The organism is Streptomyces sp. NBC_01471 (assembly GCF_041438865.1).
GTDB lineage: Bacteria > Actinomycetota > Actinomycetes > Streptomycetales > Streptomycetaceae > Streptomyces.
This window is the reverse complement of the sequence record NZ_CP109450.1, coordinates 2,167,952-2,194,084: the sequence shown is the minus strand read 5'-3', so window position 1 is coordinate 2,194,084 and position 26,133 is coordinate 2,167,952. Positions and strand designations below refer to the sequence as shown.

General features: G+C 71.9%; 1 protein-coding gene (running past one end of the window). It reads left to right on the top strand.

Annotated elements, in window-relative coordinates; all coding sequences use genetic code 11:
* Window positions 1-26,133, top strand: the 3' portion of a protein-coding gene (locus OG285_RS09510; RefSeq protein WP_371793490.1) for a toxin glutamine deamidase domain-containing protein. 28,902 nt of this gene lie to the left of the window's left edge; 26,133 of the gene's 55,035 nt are visible here — the last part of the coding sequence; its start codon lies beyond the left edge, outside the window; it ends in the stop codon at window positions 26,131-26,133.

Below are 26,133 nucleotides of genomic sequence, written 5' to 3'. Positions count from 1 at the left end.
CACCTCACGGCCGGCTGGGCCGCGGCGGTACGCGACCCGGAATGGGCGGAGATGCTCACCCCGCCCCGCCTCGCCCTGAGCTACGACAACGCTTTCCGTTCCTGGCGGCTCCCCGAGTTCGCCCGGGAGGCGGCCGACCGGTTGGACCTGGACGACCGGCGGGCCCACGCGGTCCTCCAACTGCTGGGACCGGACCGGGCGCGGGTAAGGACCGAGGCCGCGCTGGCCGAATTGGCGAGCGACACGGTCCAGAACTTCCTGCCCCCCCTGGACCAGGACGTCTTCGTCAACCTCCCCTACTCCGGGCCCGCGGTACCCGGTCAGGCAATAAGGATCGACGGGTGGAGCCGGGGCCGTCTCGCTCTCTCGGACGCCATGAGCCTGGGCCGTGAGCGACCCACGACGCTGCTCAGGATCAAGAACTCCACGGCGCGTGACGCGACCGGTCTGTCCGAGGACGGACAGCCTCTGGCCATCCTGCCCCCCATGGACTTCGTGATCGGCGAGGTCCACGACTCGTACTCCGTTTCCTCCGGGGGCAGGGTGCGGGTGCTGGTGGTTCACGAGGCCGAACCGCTCCGCAGGCCGCTGGGCCGCTGGGGTGACGAGGAAGTGCGCCTGCGTCACGTCGTCACCACGGATGGCCGGCACCGGGTCGGTGAGACGTACTACAACACCAAGGACCACAACGATCGCATCGGGGCTTTCCGCCGCGTGGGCGAGTTGCGGAACCTGCACCAGTGGCGTCCGGTGCCCGGCGCGGGTTTCGACAGCGCGGAGAGCTTCCGCCTGCCCATCCAGGCGTCCGATTCCGAGGGCCCCCTGATCCACGGCCTGTGGGGGCACAACGGCTCGCTGGGGGACTGGACCGCGAACGCAGAGCGGCTTGCCCCCTGGCTCGAAGCGCAGGAGCGCAGGTACCTGGTCATCGGGCAGTGCGGAGACGGTCCGGGCGCCCACCCCAGCCCCCGGCTGAAGGAGCTCACCCGCCGCTGGCCGTCACTGACGGTGCTCGGCTCCATGGGGAGGAGTGGCTTCGTCGAACGCGGTCGCGAAGTCAACTGGGGGACGATCTGGAACGACCTCCTGCACCCCACGGACCTCTTCGTCTACGAGGGTGGAGTGTTCCGGCGCTTCCCCACGCCGGACACCCCTCGGACGGAGGTCCGAGGGCAGCGGCGCCCGCGCTACCTCAACTCCCCGCCCGAGTCCGCCGCTTCCGAGTCCGGCGCCTCCGCGACCCGTACCCAGCGGTACGCCTCCGACGAGGAGGACACGCGGGACGACACCTCCACGGCGTACGACAGCTCCGAGGAGAGCCACGCCGAAGAGCTGAGCCTCGTCGACGAGCTGGAGCGCCTCGGCCTGACGGACGCGTTCCCCCGCGACACCTCCGTGGCCGGGCCGCCCGCCGACGCACCCGGCGAGCCGGCGGGGCCGTCCGAGGCGCGGTACGCGGAGAGCCTCGCCGACCTGCTGGCCGGCGATCCGGTCGATCCCCTGACCGTGACGCGGGCGCTTCGCCTGCGCGCCTCCTTGGGCGACGGGCGGACTCTGACCTCGCTGGACGCCGCGTTCACGGCACACACCGGCGGGATGTCGCTGGCTGAGGCCCTGAACGACGCCGTCGCCGAGGGCCGCGCGGACGACATGCTGGTCGAGGACGTCCTGCGAGGTGCGGGAGCCATCACGGTGTTCCCGCTCGACACCCCGGCGCCCGGCCCGGTCGCCGTCCCCGCCGGGGACAGCCCGGCGGCCCTGCCGGAGGTGCGGGACTTCGCCGAGTCGCTGCACATCGCCCTCCAGGCGGGCGACGCCGAAGGGGTCTTCGACCGGCTGCGACTGCTGGACGGAGACCTCCAGCGGGCCTGGGCCGTGCAGGAGGCGTACCAGGCGGAGTTCGGGCACGCGCTGGACCACGCGGTCGACACGGTCTGGCGCCACCAGTACGGCGGTTCGCCCGACCACCGCTGGGACGAGGTGTTCCCGCTGCGTGCGGGCGAGGACCTCTTCACGGGCACCGAGCCGGAGCGCGTCTCCCACCAGCAGGTGGCGCACTGGTTCGACCGGCTGACCGAACTGCGCTTCGACCACCACACGTTCGGCAGCCTCCCCGTGCCGATCGACTACGCGGCTACCGGGTGCTGGCTGCGGGCCCACCTGGCCGCGCTGCAGCTTCTGCGCTGGGGAGCGCCCGTGGGGAAGATCACCGCCACGGGCTCCGCTCCCGGGATCTCGGCCTTGACCGACTACGCGAAGGGGGAACTCGGGTCCGCGGCCGTGGAGTGGGCCTACCACATCGCGCCTGTCGTGCGGGCGCACGACGCGGAGGGGCGCCCGGAGTGGATGGTCCTGGACACCACGCTGCGAGGCCCCGGCGGCGAGCGGCGCGCGCTCACCGCAGGCGAATGGCTGACCGCGATCGGGGTGGATCCGGAGCAGGAGGAGAACCTCTTCTTCGCCGGCCCTCTGAATGACGTCCAGGCCGCTGTGCGGGCGGACTTCGATCGTGCTCCTTCCCGGTGGAGGTGGGAGACGGGCTACAACGCCCCACGGGGGCGGGCGATCGCGTCGATCACCCAGGCCCATGCCGTCAGCCACGCCTTCAACGACCAGCGGTCCTTGGCAGAGGTCGACGCGTCGGTCCGCGACCACGATGAGATCAACAGCAGCCTTCTCGACCACCTGCTGGAACTCCATGAGCAGCGCCATGCCCGACGTGCCGCCGCCCTCCTGGACGAGCTGCGCGACTCAGGCACCCCGCGGGAACAGGTGGTTCAGCGGCTGCGCGAGCTGGGTGTCAGCCCTCGGCGCGGAACGCTGACCACCTACCCCGAGCTCGACAGGCTGCTCGACGAGGTGCTGGGCGACGACGACGAGGCCCGCGAGGCCGTGGCGGACGAGATCTACCCGCCGGGCCCGGCCGGGACGAGCAACTGGGAGGAGCTGTCCGGCGCGCTGGAGGCCATCTCCTACGGGGACGCGACGGGCGACGTCGCACCACGCGCCCCGCAGGACGGGCAGCCGGCGCCGGAGGCCACGCGCCCCGCCCCGCCGCAGGGGTGGCCGGCCTGGGAGCCCGCCCCCCACGCCGCCCCGCCCGTCGTCCAGAACCCCACCCGCCGCACGGAGGCACCCGAAGACGTCGAACTGACCAAGAAGCCGACCCGTACCGACGTTCTCTACGACCACGGCTGGGAGGCCGCGCGCGAGGAGTACGTCACCGCGCTCCGGGACGCCCTGGCCGAGGTCCCCGCGGTGGACCGGGCAGCCCGTCACGCTGTCCGCAGCCTCTACACGACCCTCGCCCGCAGTGTGGGCCCGCGGGACGCCGCGCGCGCGTTCCACGACAAGGTGGAGGGCGTCAGGCGCCCGACGCCGCAGGAGTTCGAGCGGCTGATCGATGAGGGCGAGTGGGGCCCGCGGGAGCTGATGGGCTCCTTCTTCCGCGCCACCCACGCCCGGCAGAAGGCCCTGAGGGACCTTTGGGGGCACATTCCCCAAGAGAGGGAGGCCAGGAGCAGTGACTGGCTCAGGGAGATGGACAGCCGCCGCGGCCATGACGTGAACGACTTCCCGCCGGACGAGCTGGAGTGGACATTCCGGGCCTACCGGAAACTCGGCCTGCCGGCAGAGGAGGAGACCGCCTTCCTCCAGGCCGCTGTCGCGTGGAGTGGGGTCAGGGGCGAGACGCTGTACGACGTGCTCCGCGCCTGGGAGTGGGCCGGACTCGGCGGCGAGCAGGATCGCGCCGAGCTCGCCGCTGTCCTCGACGGTGAGGGCGCCGACCTGGACGAGTGGGTCGCCCGCCGGCTCACCCCCGGCGGTGACACCCGCCTCGTACCGCCTCACATCGGTCTCTACGCTCGCGTGACCGGCGCAGCGAAGCCCGACGCCGCCACGCTGAGGACGGCGGCGCGGCACGGCCTGACGCCCGCCCACGTCGATGCCCTGCGCCATGTGGACGAGCTGGAAGGGGCCGAGGTCCTCAACGCCGTCGACGACCTGCGCGATTGGATGGCGGACAAGGCGCTGCTCCGTCTCCCCCCGGTGAACCGGAGGACCAGGTTCATGCGCTGGGTGCCGGGCTCGCCCGACCGCCCGTCCGAGGTCGCCGCCGGACAGTCCGTGTCCACCCCGCCGCTGCTGCGGGTGTGGGACTCGACGGACGAGGCATGGGCCAACAGGCGCCGCTCGGAGGGTCCTGGCCAGTGGGAAGGCGTCGTGCTGCCGTCCTCCCAGGCCCGCGACGCCGGCGCCGTGGTGCCCGGCCTCGGTCTGCGGTACCCCTCCGGCGTCCACTTCACCATCACCGGTGTGCGCCCCCTGGCCCGGGTGGAGCCGGTCCTGCCCGCGAGCCACTCACGCGCCTTCCCCGTGGCCACCTGGGACGACTCCGCCCTCACCGCCTCCCGCGTGAACTGGCCTTCGGCCGCGCCGCGCATGCGCGCGTCCACCGGCACGTCCGGGGTGCACCACGGCACGTTCTTCTTCACGGAGCCGCAGTGGAAGCTCCGCGAGGAGCCGTACCGACACCTGCCGGAAGGTGAGGAGATCGTCTGGTGGAAGAAGCAGGAGGGCGCTGACGGAGGTTCGCGCTGGGTGAGCAACCGCGGACGGGCACCGTTCGACCCGGGGGCGGCGTTCTTCACCGGTGGCCTCGGTGCCGAGCTGGGTGACCACGTCTCGCTGGTCTCGGCCGGCGCGCGGGAGGTGGCCGGCTTCGAGGGCGCCAGTGTGGTGCTCACGGCGTGCGGCCAGGGCGTCAAGGTGGACCGGACGAAGCTGCGGCGCGAGGCGGAGAAGAGCGGTATCACGATCGTCCGCTTCCCCACGCGCGAGGCTTTCGGCGAGGACACCCGCTACGGGAGCGGATACGTCCACCACGTCAGGCCCGAAGCCAAGGACCCCCAGAAGCCAGGAGCTGTGGAGGTCTACCGTCCCGACGGGCGGCTTGAGTACGTCGTCCCCGGTGCGTCGGGCTGGGAGTCTGACGTCGACCGGCTGCTGCCGCGGGAGTTCTTCAACGACTCCACCGCGACGCTCCAGGCCCGGGAAGAGGCGTGGAAGCAGGCCACCCACATCAGCGACGAGGTGTTCGAGGCCGCCCTGAACGAAGCCGTGATGGCAGCCGAGGCCGGGACCGACTCGGAGACCGACTCGGAGACCGGCTCCGTGGCGGGCTGGGAAGCGCCGGATGAGGGAAGGGCCGCGCGGCGGGCCCTGGCCATGGCCGGCCAGGACTATGAGATGCGACTGTCGCTCGCGCTTGAGGACCTCCGCGACGCCGAAGCGCTCGCCGCGGACGCGGACGCGGGCAGGGACTCGGACTCGGAGGAGGACGCGGAGTCGGACACCTCCGATCCGGAGGTGATGGCTCAGGCAGCGGAGCGGAACGCGGTGGACGCCCTGCGGAAGCTCCTGGAGGAGAACGCCGGGCGTGAGCTGTCGGCGTCGGAGTTCTGGGGCCTGACGGGCGAGCCCAGGACAGGCCGCTTCGCGGCTGCCGTGGACAACAACTTCGACCGGATCGACCAGCTCTTCCCGTTCACCTCGACGGCGATCTCGCCGCAGGACGCGGTGTCATTGGAGGAACAGGGGTTCTTCCTCAACGACGAGCCCGCGCCATCCGCACCGGGCGAGCTGCGCGCGACCCGTCTCTTCCACACCTACAGCAAGCTCTCCCTCCCCACCGATGAGCACGAGGGCTTCCTTCGCGCCGTGCTGCCGGACGTGCTGGGCTACGAGCCGGGACAGTCGAGCCTCAAGCAGGCCGTGCTGTACGCGGCCCGGTACGGGATGGGCGACAGTGACCTGAGGCGTGCGGCGACGGGCAGCCCGGCGAATCTGTACGACTGGGCGGAGAGCACGTTCGATCTGGGGGCGGAACGGCCCCACCACACCTTCTACCGGGATCAGGTGAGTGGCCCGTGGGAGATGGACGCGGCTGACAGTGCGTTCGCCAGGTTGTACCTGGACTCGCTGGATGAGCCGGTTCACCTCGTGCACGCGCTGCGCGAGATCGGAAACCCCGTCGCCATGCTGGACGGCGAAGACCGAAGGGGCCCGGCCGATGTGGCGTCCGAGGTGCGCCGCGCGGTGACCACCGAGGCGCTGAGGCTCGTCGACCCCTTCAGCGAAGAGGTGTGGCTGCCGATCGAGGCGTCCGGGTTCGGAGCGGGTCAGCACGTGCGGTTCACCGGATTTCCGCAGGCGTGGAGTTCGCGGGAGGACGCTCTGGACGCGCTGCGGCGCACCGGGTCCCAGGACGAGTGGTTCCTCGCGCGCGCCCCGGGTCTCTTGGCCAGGGACCTCAGGCCCCTGGATCCGCGCCTCGGACTGCGCTTCGGCGGGGACACCGACCTCCGGGTCACCGGGGTCGGCCCTGTCGTGATCGACGGGTCGCGGGTGCCCGTGGTGACGCTCACGCACGCCGCGCCGCAGCTGGAGGAGAGCCCCGGCGACTGGGCCCAGGACCGGGTGCGCGGGTGGGAGTCCTACGGGACGGACGGCCGCCGCCACGGCCGGTTCTTCTCAGGGGACGACGACAGGGCGGTCCGCGAGCCGAACTACCGGCACTTGGGGGAGAGCTCCGACCTCTTGAGGCTCAGGTGGGAGGAGAAGCCGGGGGGTGGCCGGCACTGGTTCGCCGCGCGCTCCGAGACGCCGTGGGGCCGGGGGACCGCGTACTTCACCGGTGGTCTCGGTGACCTGATCGGTAGCCACGAGGCGGTGGCCGAGGCCGGTGCCGTGGAGGCGCGCGAGGGCGGGTTCTCCGCCGTGGTGCTGGAGGCGTGCGGTGACGCGGTCTCCGTCGACGGGGACAGGATGGCGCGGCTCTCCGCGGCGAACGAGCTGTCGTTCTTCCGCTACACGGGCAAGGCGGGCTTCGTGAGCGACGCCCAGAAGCCCGGCGGGTACGCGCATGTGCTGATGCCGGACGAGCGGGGCAGGCCGACGAGCGTGGAGGCCTTCCGCCCTGACGGCCGCCGCGAGCTGCTCACCGGCGACGAGCACGGTGACGAGGGCCGCTGGGAGGCGTGGACCGGGCCTCTTCCGGCCGCGCGGGAACTCAACGACAGTGTTCCGGACCCGTTGTGGACCTCGGAGGAGCGGTCCAGGTGGGCGCTGGCGTTCACGCGGGAGGAGCAGGAAGAGGGGCGGCCGGGAGATCCTCCCGCTTTCCTGACCGCGCTGCGGCCGGACGCCGACGACGCGCTGCGCCGGATCCTCGACCCTCGTGCGCGGGTACGGGAGGAGTGGTATCAGGAACGGTCGCGTCACGCCGAGGACGAGCGTGCGGAACGGCTGGAGCAGCAGCGGGCGGAGGCCGAGCGTGCGGGGCGGCTGGCCGAGCTGCGCGGTGAGAGGGTGCTGCCCGAGCTGGCGGAACTCACCCTGGGGCCGGTGTACGCCGACGAGCAGTACGAGGAGTTGGCGCGCTCCTTCGAGGGAGCTCTGGCACGGGCGGCGCGTGCCGTTCCCGCGGCCCACGAGGTGATGTCCTGGGCGAGGGAGGCGTTGTTGGACTGGGCGGGGGCCCAGCTCGGACGTGACCTGACAGCGGAGCAGCTCTTCGGACACGACGCGAACGGGTTCGGTCCGCAGTCCGTCTTCGACGAGTTCCCCATCGCCGTGTCGCGTCTCGCGCCCGTCCTGCTGCTCGGCGCCGGACACGCCGGCCTCATGCGGCTGGACTCGGCCGAGGGCGGGGAGAGGGAGGCTGCGGCGCGTGTGCCGGGGAGGTTCTGGGAGACGCTGGGCACTCATGGCCAGGTGGGCCGGACGCTCCGGGACCGGGGCTTCCTGCCCGGAGGCGACGACGTCCTCTGGAACACCGTCTTCCGGGTCTTCGAGGACCTCGACCCGACGGCACGGCAGTGGGCCGACTTCCGTACGGCGATGATGACCCTGATGGGTCCTGGGGCGGACAGGCCCACCTTCTTCCAGCTCATGCGGTATTCGGGATGGGTCGGCTACGACCCCGTGACGCGGCTCGGCGCGGACGTACCGTCCGACCGGGGTGTGCCGACGGGCGAGGCGGCCGACCTGTACCAGTGGGCGCTGAGGCAGTTGGACGAGGCCGGTCTCACAGGCGTGATCTCGGAGTCGGGGCTTGACGGAGTCCCGCCGCACCTGCGGCTGTTGGGCATGCGGACGCCGCGACTGGACGAGGAGGCCGAGTGGACGGCCGCCAGCAGTGAGCTGTCGACGTCGCAGGTGGCGGCGCTGACCAGCCCCGACATGCTGGCGGGCGAGCTGGACGAGGAAGACCCCGTCGACCAGCTCCGGTACGAGCTGGCCATCGACGCGGTGGACCGCCTGCCGGTCCATGACAAGCCCGTGTGGCGCGCGGTGCGTCTGTCGCCGCGCCAGGTCTTCCGCCTGGCGGCAAGTCAGGAGTGGCAGGAGGACGGCTTCCTTGACGTGTACGGCTCCCAGCGGGAGGCGCTGGACAACGTCACGGGCCCGGCGGGCGGCAGGACCGTGCTTGTCCGTATCCCGCAGGGGCCCGGCGTCCGGGACGGGCGCGGCCTGGGTATCGGGCTGCGCACCCAGCCCGATACGACCTTCTACCTCACCGACGTCCGCGAGGGCGGTGAGCCCGGCGCCCCCGTGATGGTGACGCTGAAGCAGCCAGGAGACCTGGCGATAAGGGGCTGGGGCGTACCCAGCGGCTGGACCGGGACGTATGTCCTGAACGACGGCCGGGGACGTCCCTACCACGTGGCGATGTACTCGGCGGAGGACTACGAGCTGCGCAGGTCGCTTCTCGATTCCCGGCCCTCGCAGTGGAACGTCCGGCAGTGGAGGAGGCGGACGGAGAACGGCACGACCCACTTCTCCAGCTTCGACTTCACCGTCACGCCGGACCACCCGGACGACGTGCTCTCGATCAGCGGCCACGGCAGCCGGCTGGGCAACAGGCGCGCCCTGGTGCGGAACATGGCCCGGCTCGTGGCAGAGCACGGCGTCAGGGAGGTCGCCCTCTTCGAATGCGCTCCCGACCCGGGCTTCCAGGAAGTCGCCAACCGGGAAAACCTGGTGATCCACGCCATGCAGGGCGGCGAGGCGACAGTCCCCGACGGGGCCGGCGTCCGGCATGACCTGCTGGAGGACGAGGACGGGCAGCCGACCTCCTGGCACACCTACCGCCCCGGCGAGCCCGTGCGGGTGTCCCCACCCGCGGGAGCGCGGGACTGGGTCCCGCGTCGCGAGGACGAGTATCCCGACGAGCGGTATCTGAACGACGGTGGCGCCTCGTCGCCCTGGTCGCTTGAATCCGCCTTGGCGGGGCGTCAGGCGCAGTGGCTGGAGTCCTTGGCGACCCATGAGGGTGCGGTCGCTCTGCGGCCGGACGCCGACGTGGAGTTGCGCCGGAGGTTCCGCCGGGCGCAGCGGGAGATGACGCGTGAGGCCGTGCGCGACAACTGGAACGCGGAGCGGGCGCGTCTCGCCGAGGCCGAGCTCACGGAGATGTACGCGAGGCGGCGTGCCGACCTTCAGCGTGCGACGCGACTGTCGGAAAGGATCGACGACCCCGCGGTATTCGTGTTCGAGGAGCGGGAGCCCAGGCTCCTGGCGGTGTACGCCGACGATCGGTACGAGGAGTTGGCGGGGGCGTTCGAGGGCGCTCTGGCTCGGGCGGCACGGACGGTTCCCGCGGCTCGCGAGACGATGCTCTGGGCGAACGAGGCGCTCCTGGAGCGTATGAACGTCAGCCTGGCCGGCGGCATGACGACGCGGGAGCTCTTCGGGGCCGAGGAGCGTGAGCTGGTCACGGCCGACCCCTTCGAGGCGTTCCCCGCCGCTGTCGCGCGCCATGGCCGGACGCTGATGGACATGGTGTGGTCCGTGCCGGGCCGGCTCACCGCTCAGGTGGGCCAGTCGTTGCGCCAGCGGGGGTTCCGGCTCGGAAGCAGCGAGTTCCTGTGGAACCTGGTGTTCAGGGTCTTCGAGGAGCTCGATCCGACCGCGGAGCAGTGGGACGCGTTCCGGGTGGCGATGATGGGCCTGATGGGCAGTGCGCCGCACCGGCCCACGCTGTTGCAGGTGGCGCGTTTCTCGGGGTGGGCCGGGTTCGGGCCGGTGACCGGCCTCGGCGCGGGACTTTCGGCCGACAAGGGCGTGCCGGCCGGGCACGCGGGCGAGCTGTACGAGTGGGCTCCGTCATTGTTGCCCGGTGTCGATCTCGGGCGCTTCGTCTCGGAGGTGGGTCTTGACATCGTGCCGCCGCATCTGCGGTTGCTGGGTATGGAGACGCCCCGCTTCGACGAGGAGGTGGTGGCGGCTGCCGCTGAGTACGGGCTGTCGCCCGCGCACCTGGCGGCGTTGACCAGTGCCGAGGTGCTGGGGGACGAGCTGGATGAGGACGATGCGCTGGATGATCTGCGGCTGGAACTGGCCGCGGAGGCGCTGAATCGCCTTCCTGTCTTCGAGAGGCCCACGTTCAGTGTGGAGCGTTTCTCGCCGCGTGAGATCCGGCGCTGGTACGCCGGAAGCACGTGGACCTATGAGGGCTTCCCCGCGGTGTACGACTCGCTGGAGGCGGCGGCGGCCCACCCGCTGGGCCGTGCGGATCACGTGTTGACCACCCTTCGCCACGCGCCAGGACCGGCGATCCGGGACGGCCGCAGGCTGGGGATCGGACTGCGGGCCGGGCGGGAAGCCCGTTTCCTGATAACCGAGGTCGAGCAGACCCGGAGCGGCTACACGGTGACGTTGGGGCAACAGGGCAGCCGGGCGGAGCACGGCTGGGCGGCGCTCAGCGACGCGACCCGCGCGCACATCCGGCGCCATGACAACGGCCGTCCGTTCCTGGTGGCGTTCTACAACGAGCGCGACTGGAGGGTGCGTGAGAAGCCCTACGAGTTCCTGCCCAGTTCGCGGGGGGGCCGGCAGTGGAAGACAGCGGTGGTGGACGGGAGGAAGCGCTTCTACAGCGCGGACTCCCAGGTGCCGTGGGAGAACGCGGACGAGACGCTCTTCGTCGGAGGGCACGGTGGCCGGCTGGGCAACAGGCGCGCCCTTGCCAGGACCTGGGCGTCGAAGCCGGCGGATGTGCGTCCCAAGGAGATCGTCTTCCTGGACTGTGGCGACGACCTCGGATTCCAGGCCGTCGCCGACGAGACGCTCACGACCATCCACGTGTCCCAGCAGCGGCACGCCCCGGTCCCCCGCGGTGAGTTCGCGGTCCGGCACGACCTGCTGGAGGACGAGGACGGACAGCCGACCTACTGGCGCACCTACAGCCCCGCCTGGCCGGTGGAGGAGACCCCGGCGCCCGGGTCGCAGACGTGGGTCGAGCGTGGCGAGGACGAGTACCCCCACGAGCGGTATGTGAACGCGGACAACCCGTGGTCGCTCGACCACTTCATGCGGGGCGAAGAGGGAGCGTGGCAGGCGGAGGCCGGAGCGGCTGATAACTGGGAGGCCGGCACTCTTACGTCCCTCGACCAGGGCGCCCGGCAGGTCTCGGCGTTCGTGGTGAGTCAGCCCCGCGCCGTCGAAGCCGAGGACTTCGTACCGACCTACGTGACGGACCCGGCGGACGGCGAGCCGACCGCGCCGACGCCCCCCACGTCGGAGCGCCCGCAGTACGACGAGGCAGCACCCCCCTTCGGGGAGCTCATCGAGGCGGCGCCCGAGAGCGCGCCCCTCCCCGCCTACGACGAGCACGGCCAGGAGAGCGCCCCGGCTCCGCTGAGCGCGCAGGCGACGCGCGCCGCGGCGTACGACGCCCTCCTCAAGGTCCGGCAGCCTTCGTTGTTCTCGGGGGCGAGGGCGAAGGAGAGTCTGGCCTCCTTCCGGTGGCGCGCCGACGCGTACGAGCAGGCTGCCGTCGGCGTCTGGCGCACCGACCCCGAAGGGGACGCGGTCGTCGAGAGGTTCACCCAGCTGCTGAACGCGTGGGCGTCGTCCCATGTGAGCGACCGGCGGCGTGACCGCCTGGTGGGGCGTGGCACCGATCCCCGTACGCGCCTGAAGAACGCCCTGTCAGGACTGCGGGACTTCGGGGAGCCGGTGCGCACGTTCGACAGCGAATGGCGCAGCCGTCTGACGCTGCTCGGCCACCACCTCTCGTCCGGGAACCTGGACTCGGGGACGCGGCTCCTGCATGTCGCACGCGGTCTGCAGCAGCGGGAGCAGGGCGACCCCCTGCGTCTGCCGCCCCAGCTCGTCGTGCCCCTGCTCAAGAGCTGGCTGGCCGGCGCGCTCGATCACCTCGCTGAGATCCGGTCGGCCCAGCCCCTGTCGATGTTCGACCGCCTGTGGAGCGCGCGGCTGGCCGGATTCGGTGGCAAGTGGCTGGCCGGCGCGCTGAGCGCCGGCGCGGACCACATGTACGCATGGGTCGACCAAGAGCTGAAGCCGTGGACTTCCGGCGTCAGTTCAAGCCAGGCCGGCGCCCTGATTCCCCCAGGTCTGGCGACGCGTTACGCCAATGTGCCGTTGAACGGGTCGACCTCCTTCTTCACTCCCGCGATAGAAAGCGCGGGGCTGGGCACGACGCACGCCGAAGCCCTGCAGTGGGTGCGGGGGTTCGCTGCGGACGACGAGAGCGAGGCATCCAAGGTGGTGCGGGAGCTCGCCGCGCGGGCCTACGCGCTGCTCCCGCCCGTGAACAGGACGGTGATGTGGGTCGCGCCGGCCGGTGAGATGGGTGGCAGGCGCTTCGCCCAGCAGCGGAGCCAACGGGTGTTCTACACCGCCCAGGACGCGCTGGCGCACCACCGGGCGACCCAGGACCGGCACGGTTCTCCGGCGTCCGTACCGCTCCTGTACCGGGTGGACCGCGCTTCGGCGCGCGACATCACCGGCCTGTTCGACGAAGGCCTGCCCCAGGCGATGTACCTGCCGGGGCAGGAGCTCGCGACCGGTGAGGCGGCGTCGGAGGTGGTGTCCGGGGCCCGGCAGAGGTTCCTGACCACCTACGAGCGCGGCGCGGGAGTGGCGCGCACGAAGGCGTGGGACAACGACCGTACTGTCCGGCGGGACGTGGTCTCGCGCGATGGCGGGACGCGGCTCGGTGAGGGCTGGCACAACGGGCGCGACCGCGCGCTGCACGAGCCGATGACGCGGTATCTGGAAGAGCGCTTGCGTCTCCGCTTCTGGTACAGGGCCCTGGACGGGCGACACTTCAGCCAGAGCGTTTCGATGCCGGCGGGCACGGTCTACCACCTGCTCGGACACAACGACCCGGCCCTGGCGTGGCGCATGGACCTCGCGGCCTCACACGGCGCGAGGCTGCCGCGGAAGGCCGACATCCTCCTGGTCCACGCGTGCGGGGTGGAGAGCCGCGTGGCACCGCGGGAGCTCGCCGCGGTCGGACGCGGGCATCGCATGAAGGTGCTGATGCTGGCGGGAGGGTCCGCGACCACGGACAGGGGCTTCCACGTCCTGGAGCACACCGGCACCGGCGCCCCGCTGTCCATGTGGATGTACGACCCGGACACCGACAGGACGGAGCTGTACCCGCGCGAATTCCCCGCCGACCGTTGGCAGGAGGACGTCTACTATCCGGCACCGGAGCTCTGGAACTCCACCCCCGTACAGGAGACCACCGGCCTTGAGACCACCGGCCTTGAGCAGGACCTGGCCGCCGCCCCGGCCGACCAGGCCGAGTCGGTCGTCCCGGTCACGCAAAGCGCCCCGGCCACGTCGGGCGACGCCAACCCGCCGCTCTATCCGGATCTCTACACCGACCCCGAGTTCGCGGAGTTCGCCCAGAAGTACGAGGACGCCCTGGGCGAGCTGCTGGCCAAGACCCGGACGGCCGCCAGAGGAGCGTGGCATCTGGTCAGTCTCCTTTTCCCGTACCTGAGCGAGCACCTCGGTTCGAAGGAGAACGCGGCCAGTGCCTTCGGCATCCGGGCCGAGGGCGGCAAGCCGCCCCACGAGGTGCTGGAGGAGCTGCTCAGGACGAGCCTCGCCGACGACACGGTCCAGCGGCTGGTGCGCGCCTTCGAGGACGCCGCCTACGCCAACACCGACTCGCCGTACACCCTGGCCAGGCTCTGGCAGGACAGGCCGGAGCTGAACGAGCACGCCATCCCGGCCCGGCCGCCGCTGGAGCGGTCGTGGACGCGCGAGGAGCGCGCGGAACTCAACGGGCGGCGTGGCCTGCCACTCACCCACGGCCCGGACGTGCACACCGAGCGGCAGTTGCGGATCGCACGGGCGCTGGGGGCCACCGAGCGCGAGCTGCGACTCTCCCGTGACGCGATGCTGGCCCGCAACCTCAAGGACAGGGCCGCGGCGGACAGCCAGGACGAGAACGGGGGCCGCAAGCTCAACTCGGCCTACGAGACCATGCGGGTGGCGCAGGACGAGGGGCTCAGCGACGACATCGACAAGGACCTGTCGGTCGTCGACGTGGCCGGGTTCCACTCCTGGCTGGACGCGGTCTACGGACCCGGTCAGCAGGAGGCGTTCGCGACGCTCCCTCTGCACACGCGGTACGCCCTCGACCCGACCCACCGTCTGGTGTACGCGTGGAACGCGTGGCGGGACAAGCCCGAGGATCTTCTGGCGGACCATGCGTACGCGCGGGAACACCGTGAGTCGTACGTGCGGTGGCTCGCGCTCCACGGCGCCCAGGACATCCTGCGGGAGAACCTCCAGGACGCGCATTATCTTTCGCTGCGCACCCGTCGTGACAACAGCCCGCTGCTCGACCCGCGGTTCACGCGGGACGATCCCCAGTCGCTGGAGCTGCTGGGGCAGCGGCTCGACGGGCTGGTGCGTGCGGCGCACGCCGCGCCCGAGCTCCGCCCCTACCCGCCACTTCTGCGCAACGACGAGGAGTTCGCCGGGCTCGCCGACTCCGGCGCGAGCCTGGAGGAGCTGCTGCGCCGTGCGGCCGAGCTGGCGCCGGTGCTGGGCCGGCAGATCCGCTCGCACCTGTCGATGCTGGACGAGACCCTGGCGATGCTGCCGCTCAGCCCGATGGAGTTCGGCGTCCTCGACATCCAGGGGCCGTTGCGCGGTGCGGGGACCGCGACCGTGGGAAGCCCGCTCACCATCGCGGCAAGGGAACCGGGAACGCAGCGCAGGGACTCGGCGTTCGAGTCCATGCGCCCGACCGCGCTGACGCACCCGCGGCTGGTCGAGGTGGTGAACACCACCGGGCGGGACACCTCGCCGTTCGAGGCGAGCCCCGCGGACGGGACGGTGCTCAGTGGCGAGCAGCGCGACCTGACCGTGCGCGACGTCCGCTTCGGGGTGCACCTGCGGGGCGGCCGTGGGTATGAGCACGTGGTCGCGACGGAGGACCTCAGGCCGTTGCCCGACGCGGTGTGGGAGCGGGAGGTCACCTTCCGCGCCATCACGGACCCCGACAGTGCCGACGTGGTCGGGTACGCCAGCGACGACACCCACGACTGGTGGTCGAAGAACTGGCGCCGCACGGACGGGCTGTTCCGGCACGCCACGCACCACTGGCTGATCGACGGACGGGCCAACTCCGCCGGCCTGCGCGTCCGTACGCGGTGGAACCTGGAAGAGACGCTGGCGTACAACGGCCACAGCAACGGGCGCTTCTTCCGCGCCAGGGGGCGCCATGGCTCCCTGGCCAAGGACGGGCGAGGACTCGGGCACCACCTCCTTCAGGAGATGGCGTACGCGAAGACGACCCCGAAGTGGGGCGAGCTGGCGGTCATCTCGTGTGCCGCGGCGGCCGAGCGCCCGGACGGTCGTGCGTCACTGACGCAGACGCTCGCGGATCGCGTGCTCCTCGAAAGCCACGCTCCCAATGTCTCGGCGGCTTTCTTCCGGGACGCGAACCCTCTGGGACTCGTCGTCGACCCCGGCGGTCCGCCGCCGGCCATGAGGAACGCACGGCCCAGGGGCCGGGCCACCGTCGCGGCCGAACTGCGTCGCGCGCTGGGTGACACCGCCCAGTGGGCCCCGTTGCTGCGGGGGCTGTACGGCACCCCTGAGTTCCAGGCGGCGGCCGAGGACTACGAGCGTGCGCTCGGGGAGGCGTTGGCGCAGCGGCCCGCGGTGCGGGGCACCGCGGGCCAGGCGCTACTGGCGGCGGTCGCCGGGCCGGCCGACGACGCAGCGTGGCGGGACGCCGTCGCCGGGGCGCTCGGGCTGAAGGAGACGAGCGCGGAGGCGATCCGGAGCGAGGCCGCGCGCTGGGCTGAGCCGGTTTCCGGCGTCGGCGTGCGGGACCTCCTGAGGGTCTTCGCTGTCGCCGTCACGCACCCCGAGCCGCTGCCCGAGTTCACCACGCCGTCGGCCGACACGCCGGAACACCGGACGTGGCTGCGCGAGCGTGGCATTCCCGGCGGCGCCGGGGTGGCGCCGCTGCTCGGCACCCTGCTGCGGAAGTACCGCGAGTTGACGGACGCCACCGTGGCGGATCTGGGGCGGTTCCTTGAGGCCGCTGTCGCCGGCCTGCCGGACTCCCTCTATGCGAAGCTGCGCGGCGCGCAGGACGAGTTGGGCGACACGTCGGGCTACCACGACGTGCGGTACAGGACCGCGACCTCCGGTGACGCCGCCGAGCTGTACCTGGGTGCGAACGAGCTGTTCAGGCCGCTGGCGTCAGCGGTCGGCGCAGGGCTCAGGAAACGGCTGCGGCTGCCGCACGAGGTGGCGTACGAGGCGGCCCACGCGGTGGCGGACGAGGCCAAGGGCCTCGACGCGCGGCGGCGCGGCGGGCTGGGCGCGGGCCACGCGGTGGCCCTGCACCGGGTCGACGCGCTGGACGACGTGGAGTCGGCCACGCCGCTGGATCGCGGAATGAGCGCGGAGGCGCTGAGCCTGCTGCCCCCGGTGGACGCGACGGTCTGGATTCCGACGCTGCTGCCCGGCAGGCCCGGGGACGAGTGGCACGAGATCGCGGTGCCGGAGTACCAGCCGGCGACGCTGGACCGCGCGGCGGCGGTCGAGACCCTGCGCGGACTGTGGGGGAAGGGACAGGACGGGCGCCACCCGGTGCTCCTGGCCGTGTCGGATTCCACCGCTCCCCAGGTGCCGGGCACCACGCGGGTCCGCTACCCGGTGGAGACCATCCTGCCGGTGGCGGGGCGCGGCGAGGGCGACTGGTTCACCGAGTTGACGCTGACCGAGTCCGAGCCGGTGGAGCCCGCGCCGCGCGCGGTGGGCCCCACCACCGTCCCGCACGGCCTTGACCGGCGGGCCGGCGCGATCCCGCGGGACACCTGGGACTCCAAGGGCAACTGGAGTGGCACGTCCTACTTCAGCGAGCCCGAACTGCCCGGGCAGGCCGGCACGCTGGGCCGGCTGAGGCAGATCGCGAGCTATGTCGGTTATGAGGAGCAGGGTGATGGTCTGCTCGCCGTCTCCGAGTGGGAGATGCCGGCGAGTGACGGGACATTCTGGGTCGGCCACGGTGCGCCGCCCAGGAAGGCCCTGGAGAACCATGCCGCGAAGACGGTCGCCGCCAACTTCAAAGAGGTGACGATCCTCGCCTGCGTCAGGCTCGATCAGGCGACAGCGACGATGGCATGGCTGCAGCGGCTCGCCGACGACACCGGCCTGGTGTTCCACCAGCTCGTCGGCAAGATCTCGACACGGGACGGCGTCAAAACGCACGAGCACGCGGAGTGGTGGACCTACCGTCCCGGCGAGCCGGGGCCGAAGGTCACGCCGACCGCGCGGCTTCCCTGGTCCGGTACCCAGTCGGCGGAGTACCCCGACTCCGGGGACTGGAACGGCCTGGAGGACGAAAGGGCCGCCACCTACGAACCGCGATTCCCCTCCCTCGTGGCCGAGGCCAGGAAGGCCGCCGTCGACTTCGAGCAGGCCTTCGGTGAGGCGTTGACCGCCGACCCGCGGCTGACGCGTGAGGTGCAGGCCACCATCGAGGGTCTGCGGGGGAAGCTGGCTGACATCATCGGGCCCGACGCCGCCGCGGCGGCGTTCCTGCCCACCGGTGCGAGCCGACCCGGCGACGGTCTGGCCTACCTGTTCAGGCCCAACGCCGAACTGCGCTTCATCGTGCGGGCGTTGGAGCGTGCCGTCGAAGGGGCCGGCTCCGACCCGCAGGTGCGCTCCGCCGGCCTGATCCTTCCCCGCCGTCCGGCCGCACAGCCCCATGACGAAGTCACCGAGGCGTTCCTGGGTGAACAGCTCGGGCACCGGCTGTCGGGCAGGGGCCACGCCGTGGAGGTCGGCTGGCTGCTCGAAGCGCAGCGCGCGCTGGGGCTTCCCGACGCGCAGCCGCTCGCCATGCGCGAGGCGCTGATCGCCGTGGAGCTGACGACGCCGGGCGGTCACTCGCTGGCAGAGGCGCTCGCCGAGGCCCAGCGGGTCGGTGTCATGGAGCCCGAGGTCGAGCCGGCGGTGGAGGACGTCTCCGCCGACCGTCTCATCCCCTGGGCCGACGGCTACTTCGACCCCCGTGAACGGCTCGGCATGCACGCGCCGCGCCTGAGCGAGGACGACCGGATGGCACTGGACACCAGGCTGTGGGAGTTCCCGTATCACTACGCGTACATGGCCAGGGCCACCCTGCATGACGCGGAGTACGCCGCCATGGACGACGAGCACGCACTCCGGAGCTGGCTCGACTGGCATCACTCGACGAGCCTGCTGGCGCACAACCTGCGCCCGGCGCACCTGGTGGCCCTGGTGGGGTTGAAGAGCGGCGAGCGGCTGGTGGGCGACGACGCGGAGATGGCCGCCGAGGGGCTGGAAGTCCTCCCGTCCTGGCACGCACCCCTGTGGCAGGGCCTGCGGATGAAACGCGCCCCACGGGTGGGCCAGCGGTTCGCCCTGCCAGGGCTGCCCCAGCCAGGGCAGGGCTCCGCCACCTCCTACCGCGAGGCTGCCGTTCACCAGACCGTCGGGCTCGCGAAGCAGAAGATCGATGTGCCCGTACTGGTGGACATCGCGGAGGCGAACGGCGCGCGCAACGACCCGTTCGTGCTGGACCGCCTGACCTACCCGCGCGGCGCCGTCGCCGTGGCACGCGACGTCAGGCCGGCCGTGGACGGTTCGACCGGTATGCCGTTCCTCCACGTGCTGGCCGAGGAAGTGGAAGAACCACTCGCGGAGGAAGGCTGGGACCGCCCGATCGTCACGCGCGTGCTGGCAGACCCCGCCCAGAAGTGGCTCGTGGTGTCCTCCGTCGGGTCCATGGACTCGCTGCCCCAGGCCGGAGTCACCTGGGCGCAGGCCGCGTCCGCCACATCCGTCTCCCGCGACGACCTGGAGGGCGGAGCGGAGGAGAGCGACGTGCAGACACTCCCCGACAACCATCGGCGGGTCGTGCGCGTCACCCACGGCAACGAGGGCTTCGTCGCCGTGCCCACGCGCAACGGACGCATCTTCACCACCGGCGCGGTGGACGGCCACTACCTGAAGCGGCTGCTCCCCGGCCACGGATTCGCCCTCGACGCGCTGGTCCAGCAGGTCTCCTGCAACGCGGCCAGGGAGCGTGGGAAGGGCGTGCCCCCGCTGGCGCAGGGGGAGGCCGACGGGAGCCTGCGCGTCACGATCGCCTCGCCCACCTTCATCGGCCCCAAGGCCGCGGGCGGCGGGAAGCCGACACGGATCAGCCTGCTGCGCGACGAGGAGGAGCCGGAACCGAGGCTGCTCACCTTCCAGCCCCGCGACGGAGCCACGCCGCTTGAGCGGCTGCGCGCCGCCCAGCGGGGGGACCGGGAGACGGAAGAGCCTGTCACCGCGGACGCCTGGTGGCACGGACGGCTGCCGGGTGCGCTGCCGCCACCCAGGACCGCGGGTCAGGCGCCGCAGGGCGCCCTGTACGAGGTGTGGGTCCCCGGCTCCCACCAGGTGAGGCTGGACACCCCCACCGTGCCCGTGGGCCCGGTCAACTTCGGTGGCACCCCGGACCATGCGGTGCTGTACCACGTGGTCCGCACCTCGGTGCACAAGATGTCCGGCGCCCCCGGTGAGCACAGGGCCCAGTACGCCGACGACCGGATGCTGGACGTCGTGCTGCGCCAGGTGGTCCGCGACACGGCCACTGGCCAGGTCTACGAGTACGTGCGGCTGAGCGACCCGGAGGCGACCGAGGCGCCGCGGCCGGAGCCGGGCCAGGACCTGGTGGCGCGGGAGATCAACGCCAAGGGCAGCGGCTGGTTCGGTCTCGGCGGCGGCTGGACCGGCACCACCTATCACACCAAGCCCGACCACGACCTGCGCGCCGGGGTGCTCTCCCGCACGCACCTCCTCGGCGAGTACTCGGGGTGGGAGCGGGACCAGGCAGGGAACCCGACCGCGGTCCAGTACGAGCTGCCCTTCGGCGCGGGAACCGCCCTCCTCAGCACTCACGGGGGGGTGCCGCGCCGCGTGGTCGAGGAGTTCGTGGCACGCGCGGCGCGCAAGGGCCGCACGTCGGCCGCCCTGCTCCCCTGCTCCACGCGGTCATCCCTGGCCAGGTCCGCGCCGTCGCTGCAGCGGCTGTCCGACACCTACAACATGGAGTTGTTCCGGCCCGAGGGCCGTTTCGCAGCCGTGCCCAACGACGTGGAGATGTCGGAGGGGTTCCACGCGGGCGAGGGCGAACCGGACCGGCTCCACCTGGGGGAGGACGTCTACGGTCGCCCCACCCGGTGGGAAAGGTTCGTGCCGCGCGGCTCAGGACCGATACCGGTCGAGGCTCAGGTGGCCGAGGGTTCCGTGCCGCCGGCGCACTACCCGCGGGACGAGTACTGGAACAGCCCGCTCGCCGACGAGGTGGAGCCCGTGAACCCCGCCACTGGCGCGGAGGGTGTACGAGCACGCTTCCCCGGCCTCCACCGCGAGGAGCGGTACAACAGGCTGAGCCAACGCTTCGAGGACGCGCTCGGCCAGGTGCTGGCCGCGGACCCCGTCGTCCACAAGGAGGTGGCGTCGACCATCGCCGCCCTGCACCGGCTCTACGCACAGGAGCTGCCGGCCTTCATCAGGACGGAGAGCGTCGACAGCGACGCGTGGGCGGCCAGGCTCTTCGTCGACACCAGAATCAGTGTGGAGGGCAGGGATCCCGAGGCCGGCCTGTTCTTCGACGACCCCACCCTCGACAAGTTCGCGACGGACGAGCTGGCCAGGCTCACCGACCCGAGGTCGTCCGTCTCCTTCGACAAGCGGATGGACGCGCTGATCCAGGCCGCGTACGGCCACCCGCGCTACCCGGACGTACTGGGCAAGCTGTGGACGCACAAGCCGGAGCTGCGGCCCGCCGGCCTGTCGGGGCGGCCAGGCAGGGAGGAGCCGTACCAGCCGAGGGAAGCAGTCGAACTCGGGCAGCGGTACGGGGCCCAGTTCTCCTCGCGCGGACGGGCCGTGACGGCCCAGTGGCTGCTCCGGTTCCGCATGGGGCTGCCGGTGGAAGGCGGCAACCCGTTCGCCTTCTTCCAAGCGGTGCTCGGGTCCGAGCTCGGCCGCCACAGCCTGGCCGAAGTCATGCAGGCCGCGGCCACGGCGAAGGTGCCGGGCGTACCGAACCAGCCGATGGACGCCGCGCGGACGCATGCCTGGGCGTACAACGCCTTCGCCCCGCGGGACCTGGCCGAAAAGCCCGCGCTGCGGAAAGCCTTCGGACCCGGCACGACCAGTTGGAACGACCTTCGGCTGCCGCACGAGCAGTGGTACGCGGGGGCGCCGGGGCTGCTCGCGCCCGCCGTGCTGGAGGCCGTGGGGGACATCGCGAAGCTGCTCGCTCTGCCCGACCGGCCCGCACAGAGCACCGGCAAGCCCCTCGTCGGTCCGCGGGCACGGGCACGCCGGACGGACATGCTGGACTTCCTGGCGGAACACGGGGGCGGCTGGCCGCTGTCCAACCTCCGGCCGGGGTACCTGGTGGGGCTGTTCCTCGCCACCGGCCAGGACCGCGCGCTGCTCGCGCAGCGGCTCGCCGGGCCGGCTCTCTCCGCCCACGACGACCCGGGCCTTCCTGAGCTGCGGAGGGTCGCCCGTGACCTCGCCCGCCAGGCGTACGAGCGCGATGACATGAGCCAGTACCCGCTGCTGCTCCAGGGCGACCCGGAGTTCGCCGATCTGATCCGGGAGTTCCACGGGGAGATCAAGGCCGTGGGGTCCCTGGCGGAGAGCGACCGACGCGACAGGGAGCGGCACACGGGGGTGCGCTCCGGGGGGAGGCCCAGCCCCGAGCGCGACATCGTGCGGCTGGAGGCCCGCGCCGACGCCGTCATCGACAAGATCGCCGCGGAGCTGACCGGCTACGCCGAACTGGCGGCCGAGGCGGTCGCGATGATGCCGAAGCGGCGCGGCTGGGTGGGTTGGTGGACGCAGGAGCCCGGCTCGCTGGAGGAGCCGGAGACCTACGGGCCGGTGAAGCGGTTCCAGCGGTTGCCCCTGGAGAAGGCGACGGCGTCCTGGCAGGCCGCTCTCGACTCGTCCCCGACGGCCAAGGAGATGCTCGAAGGCCACCACCGCGTGCTCTGGCAGATGGAGAACTCGGAGTTCCACAGCATCGGCCCCGCGGCGCGGGTCTCTGGGGAGGGCGCCGTGCTGACCTCCAGGCCGGGCCTGGTCGAGGTGGTGGACATCACGTACGCCATCGACCAGCTCAGCAGGCGGCGTATGGCCGTCGTCACGCTCCGGCCCGTCGACCGGTCGCCGTCCCGCCACTGGGGGCCGGAGATCCTCAGCACGCCCATCACCGTCGAAGGCCGCCCGCTGGGAGTGGGCTTCCTCAGCGCCAGGGAACGGATCGGGACGGACGAGGAGCACCAGGATCTGGCTGGACTGACGCATTCGCGGATCTGGAGCCTCTGGGACGACGGCACCCGTACGCGAAGGCCGACCGTCTTCAACAGCGGCGCCGAGATGCCCGAGCTGGGCGAGCGCGCCCCGCTGCCCTGGAAGCCGGCGGCCTTCGGCCTGCTGGACGCCCGATTCGTGGACGGCAGCGCCTTGGCGATGCCGACTCCGTACGGTCCGAAGAACGCCAGCCCTTACGAGGCAGGACGCCATGTGCGGCGTTTGATGGACGCGGCGGGCGCGCCGAAGGACCTGCCGGTCGTCCTGCTCGGCGGCGGCACGGGCAAGGACCGCGACGGCGCCGACCCGGTGGCACAGCAACTCGCCGACGCGAGCGCGCACAGCGCTGTCGGGTCCACCGCACCGCTCTCGGTGCGGCGCCCGATGGACCCCGCGGCGCATGCGGCGCTGCGGGCCGGAATCAGGATCAAGGAGACAGAGCTGGCCCTGCTGCGTGAGCACCCGCTCGCCCCCCATCCGCGGCTGGCAGTCTTCGGGCCCCGTGACCAGAGGGCCGATCTGCCGGTGGCCCCCTCGCCGGCTCAGCGGCAGGCCCGGTTCGCCGCCGCATACGGAGACGGCGACAAGACCGAGGTCGAGCGGTGGATGGAGCTGGCCGAGGAATACGAGTCGAAGCTCCAGAAGGCGCTGGAAGGCCCCGAGACACTGGCCGCCGCCCGGTACGCCGTGCAACTCGCCACGAAGAAGCCCCCGCAGCCGTCGCTGACCACCCAGAAACTCGTGGGCGAGTTCTTCGCGGCCGTCGAACCCAGGCGGCGGATGAGGGACTTCGACCGGCTGCCGCCGGGCCCGAAGCGGCTTGCGGTCTACGAGGACCGCGGACTCCGCACGCTGCGGGAGAGCGTCGAGCTGCCGGAGCTGCTGCTGCGGGAGTACCGCGCGCTGGCCGGCCCCGACCTCACCGGGCTCAAGAAGTGGTGGGAGGCGGTTCTCGCGACGATGCTCGACCTCTACTCGCTGCATGACCTGACGGCCGCGTGGTTCCGGGCCGCTGGGGATCTGACCGCTCCGGCCGACGAGAGCGTCCTGCGCGGTGAAGGGGCTCACCTGTACCACTGGGCGGACCGGTACTTCGCCCCCGCGGGCAGGGACGCCGGCCGCAGTCCGGTCTACTACCGCACCCCACAGGAAGCCCGCTACTTCGAGCGGTCCCTCTGGCTCACCTCCGAGGTCGCCGGCGGCGTGAGGGTGCCCACGGGTTTCTGGGACGGCCTCAGGAGCAAGGACCCGAAGGTGGCCGGCGCGCGCCGGATCGCCGCCCTGAACGACTGGAAGGCGAGCCACGACGGCGACCCGTTGAACCTTGTGCGGCCGGCGCACGTCACGGCGATGTACCTGTTCAGCGGCCCCGACCGAGAGATATTGGAGCTGGGGACCCGACCCGGTCGGCTGGAAGCCGAGGGGCTGCTGGACGCTCTGCACGCCATGGTCGACCGTCTGCTGGACGAAGGTCGCACCGACTTCCCGTCGCTGCTGACGCGGGACAAGGGGTTCAGGGAGACGCTCGGCAAACTGGTGACCGCGCGCCGCTGGGAGGCGGTGGGCGACATCAGCCGGTACGAGAGGCGACTGCTCGACCTGATCGACGGGGACACGGCCCAACGCCTCGTGGAAGAGATCCCCGAACACCTGGGCATGCTCGCCGACGGCCTGGACCGCCTGCCGCCGTCCGGCAAGGACGGCTACTTCCTCTCGGCAGAGCGCGGTGAACTCCGGAGTCAAGGAGACGTGCTGGAGCCAGGGCCGGAGCTGCTCCGGCTGCCTGAGGCGCACCAGCTCACCCTCGACCCGAGCACCCTGGCGGGGGCGAAGCCCGCGCGCCGAGGGCGCCACCGGACGCTGAACCGGGTCCTACGGACAAGCGCGCCGGACATCTCCTTTGCCGCGAGCAGTCCTCAACTGGCGCAGGCCGTCTACCCCCGTACGACGGCCCTTGAGGTCATCAGCCGCACGGTCAAGAGGGACCGCGACGGTCTGTACGAACTGCGAGAGCTCAGGGAGGTGGGATCCATGCCGGCGGTCGCCGCCCACGTCGGCCCTCAGCGGCAGCCCACCGGGACCACTCCGGCTGACTCGACCGGTGAGTCCCGCTTCGAGGACCTGGGGAGCGAACCGTCGCCCCGGCGTGCCACGGAGCAGCAGGACCGCCGGACGAAGCCGACGCCGCAGCGGCGGAGCGGGAGGACCGCGCCGGAGACGGAGCGGCCCGAGCACCGGCCGGAGCCGAGGCGTCGCGCCGAGCCGTCCGGCCGTGGGCGGGAGGCGAACCCCCAGCCGAGGTCGGGGCAGGGGTCGGAGTCGGACTGGGTACCTCCGGCCAAGCGGGAGCCGAGGCCGTATGGCGGGAGTGGCCAGTCCGGGTCGGCGTCGCGGTTCACCGGTGGCCCCCTCCACGAGGAGCCGGAGAGCACGGAAGCGAAGCCGAGGTCGACGCGTCGCACGGAGCCGTCCGGTCGTGGGCAGGAGGCGAACCCCCAGCGGAAGTCGGGGCAGGGGCCGGAGTCGGACTGGGTACCTCCGTTGGAGCGTGAGCCGAGGCGGTACGCGGAGTCCAAACAGTCCGGTTCGGCGTCGCAACCGAAGTCGCAGGGGCCGGAGTCGGACTGGGTACCTCCGGCCAAGCGGGAGCCGAGGCCGTACGGCGGGAGTGGCCAGTCCGGTCCGGCGTCGCAGCCGAAGCAGCCTGAGCCGAAGCGGCAGGAGGAGAAGCCGCAGCCGCAGCAGACTTCGCAGCCACGGTCGGATCCGCGTCAGGAGACCGGGCAGGGCCGCCCGCCCGCCCCTCCCCTCGAATCGCACCTCCGCTTGGGCGACGACGACAAGACCGGGCAGATGCTGGCCCACGTCACCCGAGCCGCCTGGGAACGCCGCGAAGACACCTACAGCGAGGTCGGGGACGTCACGCACTATGTCCAGTGGGAGCGTCGTGAAGGCAAGCTGGTCGGCACGCTCTACGAGTTGCCGGAGGAACTGACCGGTGAACAACGCTTCGTCTACGCCCAGTACGGTCCGTCGGCGCAGCCCAGTACCGGCGTGCGGACAATTCTCCGGTGCCCGAATGTGAAGTCCATGCGCAGCCTGCTGCTTCTGGAGAGCGGGGCCAACCAGGGACGGGCGGAGCACATGGCGCGCTCGGTGGATGTGGGGACGGTCGGGTACACCGACGGCGAGATGGCGGCCACGCTCGTGCCGGTGCGCCGGCTGGACCCCAAGGACCCCGTTCCCCTCGTACACCTGCGGGAGAAGGCATCCGGCGATCCGGCGCCGCTGCTCCTCATACGTCATCAGCCGGACGGCCGGATGGTGGCGGAGGTCCAGGACCAGGCGAAGCGGGTCGGTCTGGTGGACCCGAAGTACTACCCCCACCCGGAGGACTGGAACACCGAGACCGGTGAGGCGCGGTGA